At 55.4% G+C, this 15,158-nt stretch carries 13 protein-coding genes; 1 reads left to right on the top strand and 12 read right to left on the bottom strand.

Annotated features, from left to right (window positions below; all coding sequences use genetic code 11):
• Positions 1-17: 17 nt before the first annotated feature.
• Complete coding sequence (locus tag ECL_RS02780) at positions 18-1,292, top strand: MFS transporter (protein ID WP_013095295.1); 1,275 nt, start codon at positions 18-20, stop codon at positions 1,290-1,292.
• A 78-nt stretch (positions 1,293-1,370) separates the two neighbouring features.
• Here the strand turns inward: ECL_RS02780 and rlmB are convergent, their stop codons facing one another.
• The 12 genes from rlmB to amiB all read right to left on the bottom strand — a co-directional run bounded on the left by rlmB (position 1,371) and on the right by amiB (position 15,153).
• Positions 1,371-2,105 (bottom strand): 23S rRNA (guanosine(2251)-2'-O)-methyltransferase RlmB, encoded by a 735-nt coding sequence (gene rlmB / locus ECL_RS02775; RefSeq protein ID WP_013095294.1) that lies wholly within the window; start codon positions 2,103-2,105, stop codon positions 1,371-1,373.
• A gap of 67 nt (positions 2,106-2,172) precedes the next feature.
• On the bottom strand, positions 2,173-4,614 hold the full coding sequence (gene rnr / locus ECL_RS02770; protein WP_013095293.1) for a ribonuclease R: 2,442 nt from the start codon (positions 4,612-4,614) through the stop codon (positions 2,173-2,175).
• A gap of 38 nt (positions 4,615-4,652) precedes the next feature.
• Positions 4,653-5,078: a nitric oxide-sensing transcriptional repressor NsrR gene (gene nsrR / locus ECL_RS02765; protein ID WP_014830384.1), complete on the bottom strand. Its 426-nt coding sequence runs from the start codon at positions 5,076-5,078 to the stop codon at positions 4,653-4,655.
• A gap of 193 nt (positions 5,079-5,271) precedes the next feature.
• A complete protein-coding gene (locus tag ECL_RS02760) occupies positions 5,272-6,570 on the bottom strand; it encodes an adenylosuccinate synthase (RefSeq protein ID WP_006178975.1) in 1,299 nt (432 codons plus the stop codon).
• Positions 6,571-6,674: 104 nt separating this feature from the next.
• Positions 6,675-6,872 (bottom strand): DUF2065 domain-containing protein, encoded by a 198-nt coding sequence (locus ECL_RS02755; RefSeq protein WP_013095291.1) that lies wholly within the window; start codon positions 6,870-6,872, stop codon positions 6,675-6,677.
• 71 nt (positions 6,873-6,943) lie between these two features.
• Positions 6,944-7,948 (bottom strand): protease modulator HflC, encoded by a 1,005-nt coding sequence (gene hflC, locus ECL_RS02750; protein ID WP_013095290.1) that lies wholly within the window; start codon positions 7,946-7,948, stop codon positions 6,944-6,946.
• 2 nt (positions 7,949-7,950) lie between these two features.
• Positions 7,951-9,210: an FtsH protease activity modulator HflK gene (gene hflK, locus ECL_RS02745; protein ID WP_013095289.1), complete on the bottom strand. Its 1,260-nt coding sequence runs from the start codon at positions 9,208-9,210 to the stop codon at positions 7,951-7,953.
• 56 nt (positions 9,211-9,266) lie between these two features.
• Complete coding sequence (gene hflX / locus ECL_RS02740) at positions 9,267-10,547, bottom strand: ribosome rescue GTPase HflX (protein ID WP_013095288.1); 1,281 nt, start codon at positions 10,545-10,547, stop codon at positions 9,267-9,269.
• Between the two features lie 74 nt (positions 10,548-10,621).
• The gene (hfq, locus tag ECL_RS02735) at positions 10,622-10,933 is read right to left on the bottom strand and encodes an RNA chaperone Hfq (protein WP_013095287.1); all 312 of its coding nucleotides are present in this window, start codon (positions 10,931-10,933) and stop codon (positions 10,622-10,624) included.
• 85 nt (positions 10,934-11,018) lie between these two features.
• A complete protein-coding gene (gene miaA / locus ECL_RS02730) occupies positions 11,019-11,969 on the bottom strand; it encodes a tRNA (adenosine(37)-N6)-dimethylallyltransferase MiaA (RefSeq protein ID WP_013095286.1) in 951 nt (316 codons plus the stop codon).
• Positions 11,962-13,806 (bottom strand): DNA mismatch repair endonuclease MutL, encoded by a 1,845-nt coding sequence (mutL, locus tag ECL_RS02725; protein ID WP_013095285.1) that lies wholly within the window; start codon positions 13,804-13,806, stop codon positions 11,962-11,964. The genes miaA and mutL overlap by 8 nt, the downstream gene beginning before the upstream one ends.
• A gap of 9 nt (positions 13,807-13,815) precedes the next feature.
• Positions 13,816-15,153: an N-acetylmuramoyl-L-alanine amidase AmiB gene (gene amiB / locus ECL_RS02720; RefSeq protein WP_044158937.1), complete on the bottom strand. Its 1,338-nt coding sequence runs from the start codon at positions 15,151-15,153 to the stop codon at positions 13,816-13,818.
• Positions 15,154-15,158: the final 5 nt, after the last annotated feature.

Raw genomic sequence — 15,158 nt, 5'->3', positions numbered from 1 at the left:
TTTCAGTGAGGAAAGTTATGCAACCGAATGCGCATAAGCGTGCGTTAATTGCAGGCTCCATTGGTAATTTCATCGAGTGGTATGAGTTTGCGGTCTACGGCTTTCTGGCCACCGTGATTGCGAAAAACTTCTTCCAGCTTGAAGGCGAGTCGGGGCTGACCAGCCTGATCCTCACCTACGCCTCGTTTGCCATCGCTTTCTTTTTCCGCCCACTGGGGGCGGTGGTGTTTGGCCGCATCGGTGACCGTATTGGCCGCAAACCGACGCTGATTATTGTGCTGGTGCTGATGACGCTCGCCACCGCCGCCATCGGTGTTGTGCCAGTCTATGCCAGCATCGGTATCGCTGCGCCGCTGATCGTTACGTTGCTGCGCATCCTGCAGGGATTGTTCGCGGGGGGTGAGTACGGTGGTGCGGTTTCCTTGATGACGGAATTTGCACCACGCGGTAAACGTGGTCTGTATGGCGCATGGCAATCGTTCACGGTGGCGCTGGGGCTATTAGCGGGCGCGGGTATTGTCGCCTTGCTTTCTGCCTTACTGACACCGGAAGCCCTGCATGACTGGGGCTGGCGTATCCCATTTTTCCTGGCCCTGCCTATGGGGGTGGTGGCGCTCTGGTTGCGGGTGAGTATGGAAGAGACGCCGAGCTTCGTGCAGCAGCAGGAAAAACCGCTGATCGCGCAGGCCAGTACCGTCGCCACAATTAAAGCGATCGTGATGGGAATTGGCCGGGTGATGGTCTGGTCGGCGGCGGGATATACCTATCTGGTGATTATGCCGACCTATCTGCAATCGGCACTGCACACCGGATTTAACCAGGCACTGTTGATAGCCGTGATTTCGAATGTCGGCTTTGCGCTCACCATTATTCCGTCGGGGATCCTGAGCGACAGGATTGGCCGCCGCACGGTGATGATTATCGCCACCGCGTTACTGCTGATCCTCGCCCTGCCGCTGCTGAAAATTCTGCAGGCGGAGTCCAGTACCCTCGCGGTAAAAGCGATCGTGGTATTGATAGCTGGCGGTCTGGTGGGCATGCTGGCAGGTCCAGGGCCGGCAATGCTCTCAGAGATGTTCCCGACGCGTGTGCGCTATACCGGGCTTGGTCTGGCGTATTCCTTGTCGAATGCCATTTTCTCGGGGTGTGCGGGGCTTATTATTACCGGGTTGATTAAGGAGACGGGAAACCTCGACATTCCGGCATATTACGTCATGGCGACGGCGGTGGTGAGTATTGTGGCGCTGATGACGCTCAGGAAGGATGACCATTTGCGGACGTTAGAGGAGTAAGGTTGTCACCGTCTGGTGCCCTCACCCACCGGGAGAGAGATAAAACACAAAAGGCCGTCCACAGGACGGCCTTGCTGTTTATTCGCCGCGCTGACGTACCGCTTCAAACAGGCAAATACCCGTTGCAACAGAAACGTTCAGGGACGACACGCTGCCCGCCATCGGGATGCTTATCAGCTCGTCGCAGTGCTCACGCGTCAGGCGACGCATGCCTTCACCTTCCGCACCCATCACCAGCGCCAGACGGCCGGTCATTTTGCTCTGATACAGAGTATGATCCGCTTCACCGGCGGTACCGACGATCCAGATATTCTCTTCCTGCAGCATACGCATGGTGCGCGCCAGGTTGGTGACGCGGATCAGCGGAACGTTTTCTGCTGCACCGCAGGCCACTTTCTTCGCCGTTGCGTTCAGTTGTGCAGAACGATCTTTCGGTACGATCACCGCGTGCACGCCCGCCGCATCGGCGCTGCGCAGGCACGCGCCGAGGTTGTGCGGATCGGTCACGCCATCAAGGATCAGGAAGAACGGGTTATCCAGTGCAGCGATCAAATCCGGCAGATCGTTTTCCTGATACTGACGGCCTGGCTTCACGCGGGCAATAATCCCCTGGTGAACCGCGCCTTCACTTTTCTCATCCAGGAACTGACGGTTGGCCAGCTGGATCACCACGCCCTGCGCTTCCAGTGCGTGGATCAGCGGCATCAGACGTTTGTCTTCACGCCCTTTCAGAATGAACACTTCCTGAAAACGCTCCGGTGCGCGCTCCAGCAGGGCCTGCACCGCGTGGATGCCGTAAATCATTTCACTCATTGATGATTCTCATAATAGGTATTTCCCCCTCTCCCCAGTGGGGAGAGGGTCAGGGTGAGGGGAGAATTTACTCCGCCTGCTGTTTCTTCGCTGCGCGCTTCGCTTTGGTCGCAGCAGCAATTTTCTGTGTTTTCGCGGACGGCTTTTTCGCCTTGCGAGCCTCTTTCTTCGCCGCTTTTGGCTTCTGCTTTTTCTCACCGCGGAAGGCGCTGTCTGGCTCGAAGTTCACTTTCTTACCCGCCTGACGACGTTTGCCGCTCGCGTTGCCGTTACCGCCTTTTTTCGCCTTCTCACGCGCGGTTTTACCTACGTTGCGCGGCGCGCGCTCGCTGGAGATCAGACTGAAGTCAATCTTACGCTCGTCCATGTTGACGGCTTCGACTTTGACTTCCACCCGGTCGCCAAGGCGATAGGTCTGTCCACCCGACTCACCAATCAGGCGCTGTCCAACCTGGTCGAAACGATAATAGTCGTTATCGAGGCTGGAGACATGCACCAGACCGTCGATAAACAGCTCGTCAAGGCGAACAAAGAAACCAAACCCGGTCACGCTGGCGATAACACCTTTGAAAATGTTACCGACCTGATCCAGCATAAAGTCGCATTTCAGCCAGTCAGAGACTTCGCGCGTCGCTTCATCGGCACGGCGTTCGGTCATGGAACAGTGCTGGCCAAGCTGCAGCATCTCTTCCATTGAATAGTGGTACCCGCCGGTTTCAGTCGTGTTCCCTTTATGGCCCTGCTCCTGCGCCAGCAGATACTTGATCGCACGGTGCAAAGACAGGTCCGGATAACGGCGGATCGGCGACGTAAAGTGCGCGTAAGACTGCAGCGCCAGACCGAAGTGACCCCGGTTTTCCGGGTCGTAAATCGCCTGTTTCATGGAGCGCAGCAGCATGGTCTGCAGCATTTCTGCATCCGGACGATCGCCAATGGATTCCAGCAGCTCGGCATAATCGCGCGGCTCTGGCTTGTTACCGCCAGGCAGCTCCAGACCGAGTTCAGCCAGTACGGAGCGGAACGCGGTAATGGCTTCCGTCGACGGTTTATCGTGGATACGGAACAGCGCCGGCTCTTTAGCTTTCTCGACAAAACGGGCCGCCGAGATGTTCGCCAGGATCATACACTCTTCGATCAGCTTATGCGCATCGTTACGCTGGGTCTGTTCAATACGCTCAATGCGGCGTTCAGCGTTGAAAATGAACTTCGCCTCTTCGCTCTCAAACGAGATCCCACCGCGCTCTTCACGCGCCTGATCCAGCGTTTTGTAGAGGTTATGCAACTCTTCGATGTGCTTCACCAGCGGCGCATACTGTTCACGCAGGTCCTGATCGCCCTGCAGCATATGCCAGACCTTGGTATAGGTCAGACGCGCATGGGAGCTCATTACCGCTTCGTAGAATTTATAACCGGTTAAGCGACCTTTACTGGAGATGGTCATCTCGCAAACCATACACAGGCGATCAACCTGCGGGTTCAGGGAACAGAGGCCGTTGGAGAGCACTTCCGGCAGCATCGGTACCACCTGAGACGGGAAGTAAACCGACGTACCACGGCTGCGCGCTTCGTTATCGAGCGGCGTGTGGGGACGAACGTAATAGCTCACGTCGGCGATAGCAACCCACAGACGCCAGCCGCCACCGCGTTTTTTCTCGCAGTATACGGCGTCATCAAAGTCGCGGGCATCTTCTCCATCAATGGTGACCAGCGGCAAACTGCGGAGATCCACGCGTCCCGCTTTGGACTCTTCCGGAACCTCTTCCTTCAGACCCACAATCTGCTCTTCAACCGCTTTTGGCCAGATGTAGGGGATCTCATGTGTACGCAGGGCCATATCAACAGCCATGCCGGTACCCATGTTATCGCCCAGCACTTCGACGATTTTACCTACCGCTTTGGTGCGACGCGTTGGACGTTGGGTAAGCTCCACTACTACCACAAAGCCCATGCGCGCGCCCATCACCTCTTCAGGCGGGATCAGGATATCGAAGCTCAGACGGCTGTCATCCGGTACCACAAAGCCTACACCGGCATCGGTAAAGTAGCGGCCAACGATCTGGCTGGTTTTTGGCACCAGCACGCGAACCACGCGTGCTTCGCGACGGCCTTTACGATCGGCACCCAGCGGCTGCGCCAGGATCTGGTCGCCGTGAATACACATTTTCATCTGTTCGGATGAGAGGTAGAGGTCGTCTTTGCGGCCCTCTACGCGCAAAAAACCGTAACCGTCGCGGTGACCAATGACGGTCCCTTTCAACAGGTCGAGGCGTTCTGGCAGCGCATAGCACTGGCGACGGGTAAAGACCAGTTGCCCGTCGCGCTCCATGGCGCGCAGGCGGCGGCGAAGGGCTTCAGTTTGCTCTTCACCTTCAATGTTTAATTCAACAGCAAGTTCTTCACGATTGGCGGGTTTTTCGCGTTTTGTTAAGTGTTCAATGATGAACTCGCGGCTGGGGATAGGATTCGCGTATTTTTCAGCTTCGCGTTCCTGGAAAGGATCATGTGACATATCGGTTCCTCCGTTGTCAGCTCCGGTGGAAATTTTCTTCATTCCACCAGCAATAATTTATAAAGCGGTTGATTCTCTTCAACCAAATCGGCCAGCGTGTAGTTATCCAGTTCCTTAAGAAAACTTTGCACGGCCAGAGAAAGCGCCTGTTTCAGGCGACAAGCGGGTGTAATGTGGCAGAACTCACTGCTGCAGTTCACCAGAGACAAAGGCTCCAGTTCACGCACCACATCCCCAATACGAATACTTTGCGCCGGTTTACCGAGACGGATCCCACCATTTTTCCCGCGGACGGCAGCAACGTATCCGGCACGACTAAGTTGATTGATTATTTTGACCATATGATTACGGGACACGCCGTAGACCTCTGTCACTTCAGAGATACTGGTCATTTTCCCATCGGGTAACGACGCCATGTAGATTAGCGCGCGTAAGCCGTAATCGGTGAAACTTGTTAACTGCACATCAACCTCAGGAAAAAAGGGAAAACGCGGTAAAACCGCAGAGATATTCATTAATGATGATAAACCAGCCAGATAGTTAGGGGCTAATTTATTTGACAGACGGGGCGAAAAAGCGGATATCCAGGAGCGGTCGCCGGATGGCGCTACGCTTATCCGGCCTACGGGTTTCCCCGCAGGCCAGCAGTCACGAAGATTATGCGTCGAACGGGTCGCGCAGGATCATCGTTTCAGTACGATCCGGGCCGGTAGAGATAATGTCGATCGGCACTTCGGTCAGTTCTTCAATGCGCTTGATGTAATCCAGCGCTGCCTGTGGCAGGCCGCTACGCTCTTTCACACCGAAAGTGGTCTCAGACCAGCCTGGCATGGTTTCGTAGATTGGCTCGATACCTTCCCAGTCGTCAGCAGCCAGCGGAGTGGTGGTCACTTCACGGCCATCTGGCATGCGGTAGCCGACGCAGATTTTCACCTCTTTCAGCCCGTCCAGGACGTCCAGTTTGGTCAGGCAGAAGCCAGACAGGGAGTTGATCTGCACTGCACGACGCACAGCCACTGCATCCAGCCAGCCGGTACGACGACGACGACCGGTGGTCGCGCCAAACTCGTTACCCTGCTTGCACAGGAACTCGCCGGTTTCATCAAACAGTTCGGTCGGGAATGGACCCGCACCCACGCGAGTGGAGTACGCTTTGATGATGCCCAGAACGTAATCCACATAACGTGGACCCAGGCCAGAGCCGGTCGCCACGCCACCTGCGGTGGTGTTAGAGGAGGTTACGTACGGATAGGTACCGTGGTCGATATCCAGCAGCGTACCCTGCGCACCTTCGAACATGACGAAATCGCCACGCTTGCGCGCCTGGTCCAGCAGATCGGACACATCAACTACCATGCCGGTCAGAATGTCTGCAATCGCCATGACATCATCCAGCACTTTCTGGTAGTCAACAGCGTCTGCTTTGTAGAAGTTCACCAACTGGAAGTTGTGATATTCCATCACTTCTTTCAGTTTTTCAGCGAAGGTGGCTTTATCGAACAGGTCGCCCACGCGCAGACCGCGACGAGCCACTTTGTCTTCATAAGCCGGGCCGATACCACGACCGGTGGTGCCGATCGCTTTCGCGCCACGCGCTTTTTCACGCGCAACGTCCAGCGCCACGTGATAATCAAGGATCAGCGGGCAGGCTTCGGAGAGCAGCAGACGCTCGCGAACCGGGATACCACGGTCTTCCAGACCTTTCATCTCTTTCATCAGCGCAGCCGGAGACAGCACTACGCCGTTACCGATGATGCTGGTGACGTTTTCGCGGAGAATGCCTGATGGAATAAGATGGAGGACGGTTTTTTCACCGTTGATTACGAGAGTATGGCCTGCGTTGTGACCGCCCTGGTAGCGTACAACATATTTAGCCCGTTCAGTCAGAAGATCAACAATCTTCCCTTTACCTTCGTCACCCCATTGGGTGCCCAGTACGACGACGTTGTTACCCATTTTTTTCAAAATCACCGTTTGCTTAAAAATGGATTCTACCATCGCTTTTTCAGATATACAGCACTTTTTGACCCCAAAATATGCCAAAACCGATCACTTTTTGATCAGCCAATCGTTTTCCTCAACATGTAGTAGATAACAATGCCAGCAACCACAAGACCGCCGCCGAATCGGCGCAAAATATTATCCGGCAACTGGCTCAGGGTGGCGATCATGCGACGCCAGGCGCGCGGATAGAGCATCGGGCCCAGGCCTTCCAGGACTAAAACCAGCGCCAGTGCCAGCCAGATCGTTGAATTCATTTTTAATCCTTATAAAAGAAAACCACCGCTCCGTTAAGAGCGGTGGTTTGAATACTCAAACGAGACTGAGTTTATCGCGTTGCGTTAGTCGGCGTCTTCATATAACGGAAGAAATCGCTGTCCGGGCTGAGCACCATCACATCCTGGTTGCTCTGGAAGCTATTCTCGTAAGCACGCAGGCTACGGATAAAGGCGTAGAAGTCTGGATCCTGGCTAAACGCATCGGCGAACAGTTTCGCGGCTTCCGCATCACCTTCACCACGCAGGATACGGCCCTGACGCTCAGATTCCGCCAGCGTCTTGGTCACTTCGTAGTCCGCGGCCGCACGAAGTTTTTCCGCTTCTTCCTGACCCTGTGAACGGTGACGACGGGCTACCGCTTCACGCTCGGCGCGCATACGGTTGTAAATCGCCTCAGACACTTCCGCCGGCAGGTTGATCTGCTTAATACGCACATCCACCACTTCGATACCCAGCGCAGCCATACTGTTCGGGTTGATTACAGGCACTTTACCATTGGTTTCAGCCTGAACACGTTCCGCCGCTTTAGCAATTGCATCGTCCGCTGCTGGCGTTTCAACTTCGTCTTCCGTACCCGCGGTGCCGGAGTTCAGCGCATCGCGCACTTCCAGCGTCAGACGACCACGAGAGTCGGTCACGATGTCTTTCACATCCAGACGACCAATTTCAGAACGCAGACGGTCAGAGAATTTACGTTTCAACAGCACTTCCGCCTGAGAAACATCACCGCCGCCCGTTGCCAGGAAGTAACGGCTGAAATCACTGATACGCCACTTGATATAAGAGTCAACGATCAGGTCTTTCTTCTCTTTAGTCACGAAACGGTCGGCCTGGTTATCCATGGTCTGGATACGCGCATCAAGCGTCTTCACTGACTGGATAAAAGGAACCTTGAAGTGCAGACCCGGCTCATAAATCACCGGACGCTTGTCACTGTCACGGACGACGCTGCTGAACTGGAACTTAATCCCGCGCTCGCCCTCTTTCACCACAAAGATAGAGGTATAAAGTACGACCAGTACGATGACGATGATCGCAATAACTGACTTACGCATCCTTATTCCCCCTGACGCTGGTAGTCGTTACGCTGCGCGTTAGCACGGCGTTGGTCCATAATGTCACCATCGTTCGAAGAAGGCGTGGTTGTTGCGCTGGAGCTACCGGACGATGCAGGTGGCAGACGCAGCAGGTTATTCGCACCGCTGTTGTCTTTTGCTGCCGGTGCAGAACCGCCTTTCAGCATCTGATCCAGCGGCAGTACCATCAGGTTTCCACCTTTGCTGTCGTTAACCAGCACTTTACGTGTATGGCTCAGCACTTTTTCCATGGTTTCGATATAGAGACGCTCGCGGGTAATTTCCGGAGCCGCTTTATATTCCGGCAGGATTTTCGCGAAACGAGCCACCTCACCCTGCGCTTCCAGGATGGTCTGGGTCTTATACGCGCGTGCTTCTTCAAGAATACGCTGCGCCTGACCGTTAGCACGTGGCTGAACTTCGTTGGCGTACGCTTCCGCTTCACGGATGTACTGCTGTTCGTTCTCACGCGCGGCAATCGCGTCATCAAACGCGGCTTTCACCTCTTCCGGCGGACGAGCAGCCTGGAAGTTGACGTCCAGCAGGGTGATACCCATGTTGTACGGACGAATGGTCTCTTCCAGCTCACGCTGTGTATCGCTACGAATAACGGTACGACCTTCAGTCAGAATGCGGTCCATGGTGTATTTACCGATCACACCACGCAGGGCGCTGTCGGTCGCCTGACGCAGACTGTCATCGGCACTGGTTACGCTAAACAGATAACGTTCTGGATCCGTAACACGATATTGCACGTTCATCTCAACGCGCACTACGTTCTCATCAGAGGTCAGCATCACGCCGGAAGCAGCCAGCTCACGCACCGACTCCACGTTCACTGCAGTGACGTCGTCAATGAAGGTCGGTTTCCAGTTCAGGCCCGGCTCAACCAGATGGCTGAACTTACCAAAACGGGTGACCACGCCGCGCTCGGCTTCTTTAATGGTGTAGAACCCGCTGGCAGCCCAGATGATGACCACAGCAGCGGCCACAATGCCCACGATGCGACCACCCATTTGCGGGCGCGGGCCCTGGGTAGAATTGCCACCCGAGCCAGACCCTTTTCCTCCACCAAGCCCACCAAGCTTCTTGCTTAGCTTGCGGAAGATATCATCCAGATCCGGCGGCCCCTGATCGCGACCACCTTTGTTGCCATTTCCCCCAGAGTTGCCGCCTTGATTATTGCTGCTTCCCCACGGGTCGCGGTCCTGTCCGTTATTACCGGGCTGATTCCACGCCATGTATATGCTCCATATTTGTTATGCAAGGGCGAATTATTCAGGCATCCCCTTTCCGATCAGACGATATAGTCGACCAGCGCAGGTTCTTGTTTACAGAGGCGACGCCAGTCAACGATCGGCATACGCACCTGCATCCCCACGCTGCCGTCATCCTCCATCCACTCTTTTTCTATCGCCTGAAGCTGATAAAACCGGCTGCGCAGCCTGCCTTCCTGTGGTGGCAGTCGCAGCGTGTGCTGGGCTACCTCACCGGAAAGACGTTCTGTCAAAGCCTGGAAAAGCAGTGGCACGCCAATACCGGTCTGGGCGGAAAGCCAGACCCGAATTGGTTTGTTTTCTTCATCACGATCGATACGCGGCTCAAAATCATCCAGCATGTCGATCTTGTTCATCACCAACAGCGTTGGGATCTCGTGGGCCTCGATCTCTTCGAGCACCACATTCACCGCGTCGATGTTTTCCTGCACGCGAACATCTGCAGCATCAATCACGTGCAGCAGCAGGGTCGCCTGACGCGTCTCCTGCAGGGTGGCTTTAAACGCGGCCACCAGATCATGCGGCAGGTGGCGGATAAACCCTACGGTATCCGCCAGCACGGTTTCACCCACATCCGCCACGTCGATACGACGCAACGTCGGGTCCAGGGTCGCAAACAGCTGGTCTGCGGCATAGACCTGGGCCTCGGTAATCTGGTTAAACAGGGTGGATTTACCGGCGTTGGTATACCCCACCAGCGACACCGTCGGGATGTCGGCTTTCGTACGCGCCCGACGTCCCTGCTCACGCTGTTTCTCGACTCTTTCCAGACGAGAGAGGATCTGAGTAATACGGCCGCGCAGCAAACGGCGGTCGGTTTCGAGCTGGGTTTCACCCGGACCGCGCAAACCAATCCCGCCTTTTTGTCGTTCAAGGTGGGTCCAGCCACGTACAAGACGCGTGGCCAGATGGCGCAACTGCGCCAGCTCAACCTGCAGCTTACCCTCGTGGGTACGTGCACGCTGAGCAAAAATATCTAAAATCAACCCCGTGCGATCGATAACACGGCATTCGCAAAGCGCTTCCAGGTTACGCTCCTGAGCCGGAGACAGCGCATGATCAAACAACACGACTGAAGCACCGGTTGCTTTTACGGCATCCGCAATTTCTACTGCTTTACCTTCACCAACAAAATACTTTGGGTGCGGCGCTTTACGGCTACCGGTAATCACCTGCATTGCTTCGACACCGGCGGAAGAGACCAGAGATTCAAACTCCTGGAGGTCTTCCATATCTTTGTCTTGCGAAAAATAGATGTGTACCAGCACCGCCTGCTCACCGGCATCATAACGGTCAAACAAGCGTAAAACCCTCTAAAAATATCAGCGGGGAACGCAGGATCCCTGGCTCCCCGTGTGGATAACAGTGCGAAACCTTATTCGGTCTCGTCGCTGTCCTGCGCAGGAGCAGAAGAACCCTGCGCGTTGCTGCCATGATGGTAGTTACTACCAGTGCCGCCGCCAGCGTTATTGCTGTGATGAGATACCGGACGGGACGGAACAACAGTAGAAATAGCGTGCTTGTAGACCATCTGGCTGACCGTGTTTTTCAACAGGATCACGAACTGATCGAAAGACTCAATCTGACCTTGCAGCTTAATACCATTCACCAAATAAATAGAAACTGGAACACGTTCCCGACGCAATGCGTTCAGGAACGGATCTTGTAAAGATTGCCCCTTAGCCATTCTATCTTTTCCTTATATGCTTGTTTTGTACTTAGAACCTTGCGATTCTGAAAAATTGCGCACGATACGTCTCAATTGTACACATTCAGTGAGCGATATCACCAATAACCTCAATCACTTCGTTTAGCGCCTGTTGCGGTTTTTCGCTGTCTAACCAGTGAACCCCTTCCCAACCGCGCAACCAGGTGATCTGGCGCTTCGCTAACTGTCTCGTGGCGCAAACACCTCTATAAACCATTTCATCATATGAAATCTCGCCTTCAAGATATGACCACATCTGGCGGTATCCCACACAACGAACGGAAGGCATGTCCGTATGCAAATCTCCACGGGCAAATAACGCCCGCACTTCTGCTTCAAAATCTGAAGCCAACATCTGATGAAAACGCTGCTCAATTCGTTGATGGAGCAGTTCACGGCTCGCCGGGGCGATAGCGAACTGATGCACCTGATACGGCAGAGCGTCTCCTGACGTTTGCGTCAGTTCCGTTAAAGTTTTACCCGAAATGAAAAAAACTTCCAGTGCCCGGGAAAGCCTTTGCGGATCATTTGGATGGATCCGTGCTGCGGCAACCGGGTCAATCTCTGCCAGTTGCTGATGCAAAACGTCCCATCCCTGCTCTGCCGCCTTCTGTTCAATTTTTGCTCTTATTTCAGGGTCCGCTGATGGCAGAGGAGAGAGCCCCTCCAGCAACGCCTTGAAATAGAGCATGGTGCCGCCAACCAACAGCGGTATACGTCCCGCCGCCGTTATCTCAGCCATCTCGGCTAAGGCATCGCGGCGAAAATCCGCTGCGGAGTAGGCCTGCGCCGGGTCGAGAATGTCCAGCAAACGATGTGGAGCCGCGCGCAGTTCGGCTGCGTCGGGCTTCGCCGTGCCAATGTCCATTCCTCGGTAGATGAGGGCAGAATCGACACTAATCAACTCTACGGGCAAAACTTTACGTAGCTCAATGGCTAACGCCGTTTTGCCGGAGGCCGTAGGGCCCATCAAAAAAATCGCCTTAGGCAGGCTCGCCTTACTGACATCAATCATCTTTAAGGGCAGTCATCGCCGTTTGTAAATCAACAGGTTGTAATAATCCACCCGGCGGTGCTTTCACCAGATGCGGGCAAAGGCGTTCCACCTCTGCCAGCACGCTAATCGCCTGTGCCATACTCCACGGCGTATGTTCGCTGGCCAAATGGCGGGCGATCCACTGCGCGGTGTTGGCGGCATCAAACGTTGTTTGTTGCGCCAGGTAGCCTATCAGTTCAGGAATCAAGTTTTGTAAATTTTGTTGGCGTAAGGGTAAAGGCACTGCGCGAATTGTCACATGCTGTGATTCCAGTACCATTTCAATCCCCATCTGCGCCAGTTGGGCCTCTGCGCGCTGCAGTACCCTTGTTTCTTCAGTGGATATTTTTAGTCGAACCGGGATCAAAAGCGGTTGCGCACAAGCCGCGTTTTCTCCCGGGGTCAGTTGCACCTGTTTTAGCCAGCGTTCAGCAACCGGCAGGGCCAGGAGCATGAGCTTGCCCTCGCGTTCGAGTAACGCCATATCCGGCGCAATAATCGTCAGCACCCGGCCAAAGCTCTGACTATGCCCTTCCAGCGAAGGCGCTTGTACCTCACTGTGCTCTTTACGCGTGACTGCGGGGGTTTCCAGCAGTTTACGGTACAACGCCCCCTGCTGCTTTTGATAGCCGGGCTGAGCGTTGGGATAGTTCGCACCGGTGGGTCGCGGCGCGCTTCCTGCCGACGAGAAACGTGGCGCTTCCGGTTCACGCGCGACAGCGGGCTCGGCAAAATGGTTACGTCCCGCCGCAACACGGTTTTCCGGTATTGGACGCGAAGCGGGCTCTTCTTTTTCCAGCGGCAGCGTGGGTTCAACCTGCTGCTGCAAAACGCTCAGCACGCCCTGATAGATAAAATCGTGCACCAGTCGCGACTGATGGAACCGAACTTCATGCTTGGCAGGATGGACGTTAACATCAACCTGATGCGGGTCGATTTCCAGATAAAGCACAAACGCAGGCTGCTGATCCGCGCCGAGCTTATCTTCACAGGCCTGACGAATGGCGTGGTTGATCAGACGGTCGCGCATCATGCGGCCGTTTACGTAGCAATACTGGATCTCCGCGAAGGCGGCGCTGCTGGCGTTCGGGTCGGCAACCCAACCGCGTAAGGCCAAATCACCGTGCTGCCATTCAATGGCCAGCGCCTGTTCCAGAAACGGCGTGCCGCAGATTGCCCCCAGACGACGCTCTTTCTGCCCGCCCTCCGCTACTGCGCGGTACTGGCGCATCACCTTGCCGTTGTGGCTGAGGTTGATGGTGACATCGAAACGCGCCAGCGCGATACGGCGGATAATCTCATCGATATGACCGAATTCGGTCTTCTCGGTGCGCATAAACTTACGGCGGGCGGGAGTGTTGTAGAAGAGATCCAATACTTCGAGCGTCGTGCCAACAGGATGCGCCGCAGGTTTAATCGTGACGTCCATATCGCGCCCTTCGGCATAGGCCTGCCAGGCTTCCTGCTGTTCGGCCGTACGGGAGGTTAGCGTTAAACGGGAAACCGAGCTGATACTGGCCAGCGCCTCGCCGCGAAACCCGAGGCTGATGATCGCTTCCAGGTCGTCCAGAGAGGCGATTTTACTGGTCGCGTGACGCGCCAGCGCCAGCGCCAGCTCCTCTTTTTTGATACCGCACCCGTTGTCCCGAATGCGAATCAGCTTTGCGCCACCACGTTCGATATCAATATCGATGCGGGTAGCTCCCGCATCAAGACTGTTTTCGACCAGCTCCTTCACCACCGACGCAGGGCGCTCCACCACCTCACCGGCGGCGATTTGGTTCGCAAGCTGCGGCGGTAGAACCTGAATCGGCATGAATTCTCCTTAGTTGGTCGCAGTCATCTCACCCGGCAGCACGGCGCTGGCCGTCTGGGCTGCACCGCCCTGCGGCGCAGACTGCAGCGGATGAGCCTCAAAATATTTACGCAGACCGTTATAAATCGCTTCGGCAATTTGCTGCTGATAGCTGTCGCTGCCCAGCAAACGCTCTTCGCTGTTATTACTGATAAAGCCCGTTTCCACGAGGATCGATGGAATGTCCGGCGAACGCAGAACCCCAAGGCTCGCATGCTCCGGACGGCGTTTATGCAATGCCCCGATGCCTTGCAGCTGATTCAGTACGTTGGTGGCGACATCATACCCGACGCGCTGAGAATGACCGAACTGTAAATCGAGCACCGCCTGGCTGAGATACGGGTCAGACTGGCTGTTGGCCAGCACATCGCCCGCACCACCCAACAGTTCGGACTGCTTCTCATGCTCTTCAAGCCAGTTAGCCATTTCACTGTTCGCCCGACGGTTTGACAGCACCCACACCGATGCCCCCGTGGCGTTACGGTTTGGTGCGGCATCCGCATGAATGGAGACCAGGAAGTTAGCATTTTGCTTACGCGCCACGTCTGAGCGTCCCATCACGGAGATAAAGTAATCGCCGTCACGGGTCAATACGCCTTTAAACATCGGGTCATCGTTCAACAGCGTCCGTAGCTTACGGGCAATGGCGATGGTCACGTTTTTCTCACGCGTACCACCTGGACCAATTGCACCCGGATCCTGCCCGCCATGACCGGCATCAATGGCGATAATCACTTTATCACTGCTGACCACCCGACGCGCGCTGGCCGCCGGGCGCGTCACGGTATTACTGCTGGTGACGCCGGTGATGCGATCGTTGTCGGTTTTAAACGGATTACGCGCAGGTTCAGACGGGCGCGGGGTATAAACCGGCTCTTCCACCCGTTTCGCCACAACCGGCGGCGGTGGCGGTGGCGGAGGCGCATCGGCATTGATGGTAAAGACCACCGTATAATTCGCGCCGTTTTGCTGCTTCACCGCCCGCGTTTTACCCTTTTCGGTCAGATCGACCACCAGGCGCAATGACTGACTGTCTTTTGGCGTGCCGGAACGAATACTTTTGACCAGGTTGTTACCGCTGAACTGCAAGGGCAACCCCTGGATCACACCCGTCTGTTTGATATCCAGCGCCACGCTGCGGCTGTCTGGTTGAGAAAAAGCATATTCAGGGTCGCCCATAAAACTGAACGTGATCCGGGCCTGACTCTCCCCGTTCGACACCTGAATATCCGAGAGGCTTGCCGCACCAGCCTGCGCGCACAGCAGCACTGTGGCAGCCAATAACCAACCTTTAACGCGATTTATCATCCCGT

This window comes from Enterobacter cloacae subsp. cloacae ATCC 13047, from assembly GCF_000025565.1.
Classification (GTDB): Bacteria; Pseudomonadota; Gammaproteobacteria; order Enterobacterales; family Enterobacteriaceae; genus Enterobacter; species Enterobacter cloacae.
This window is presented reverse-complemented; position numbering and strand designations above follow the sequence as displayed.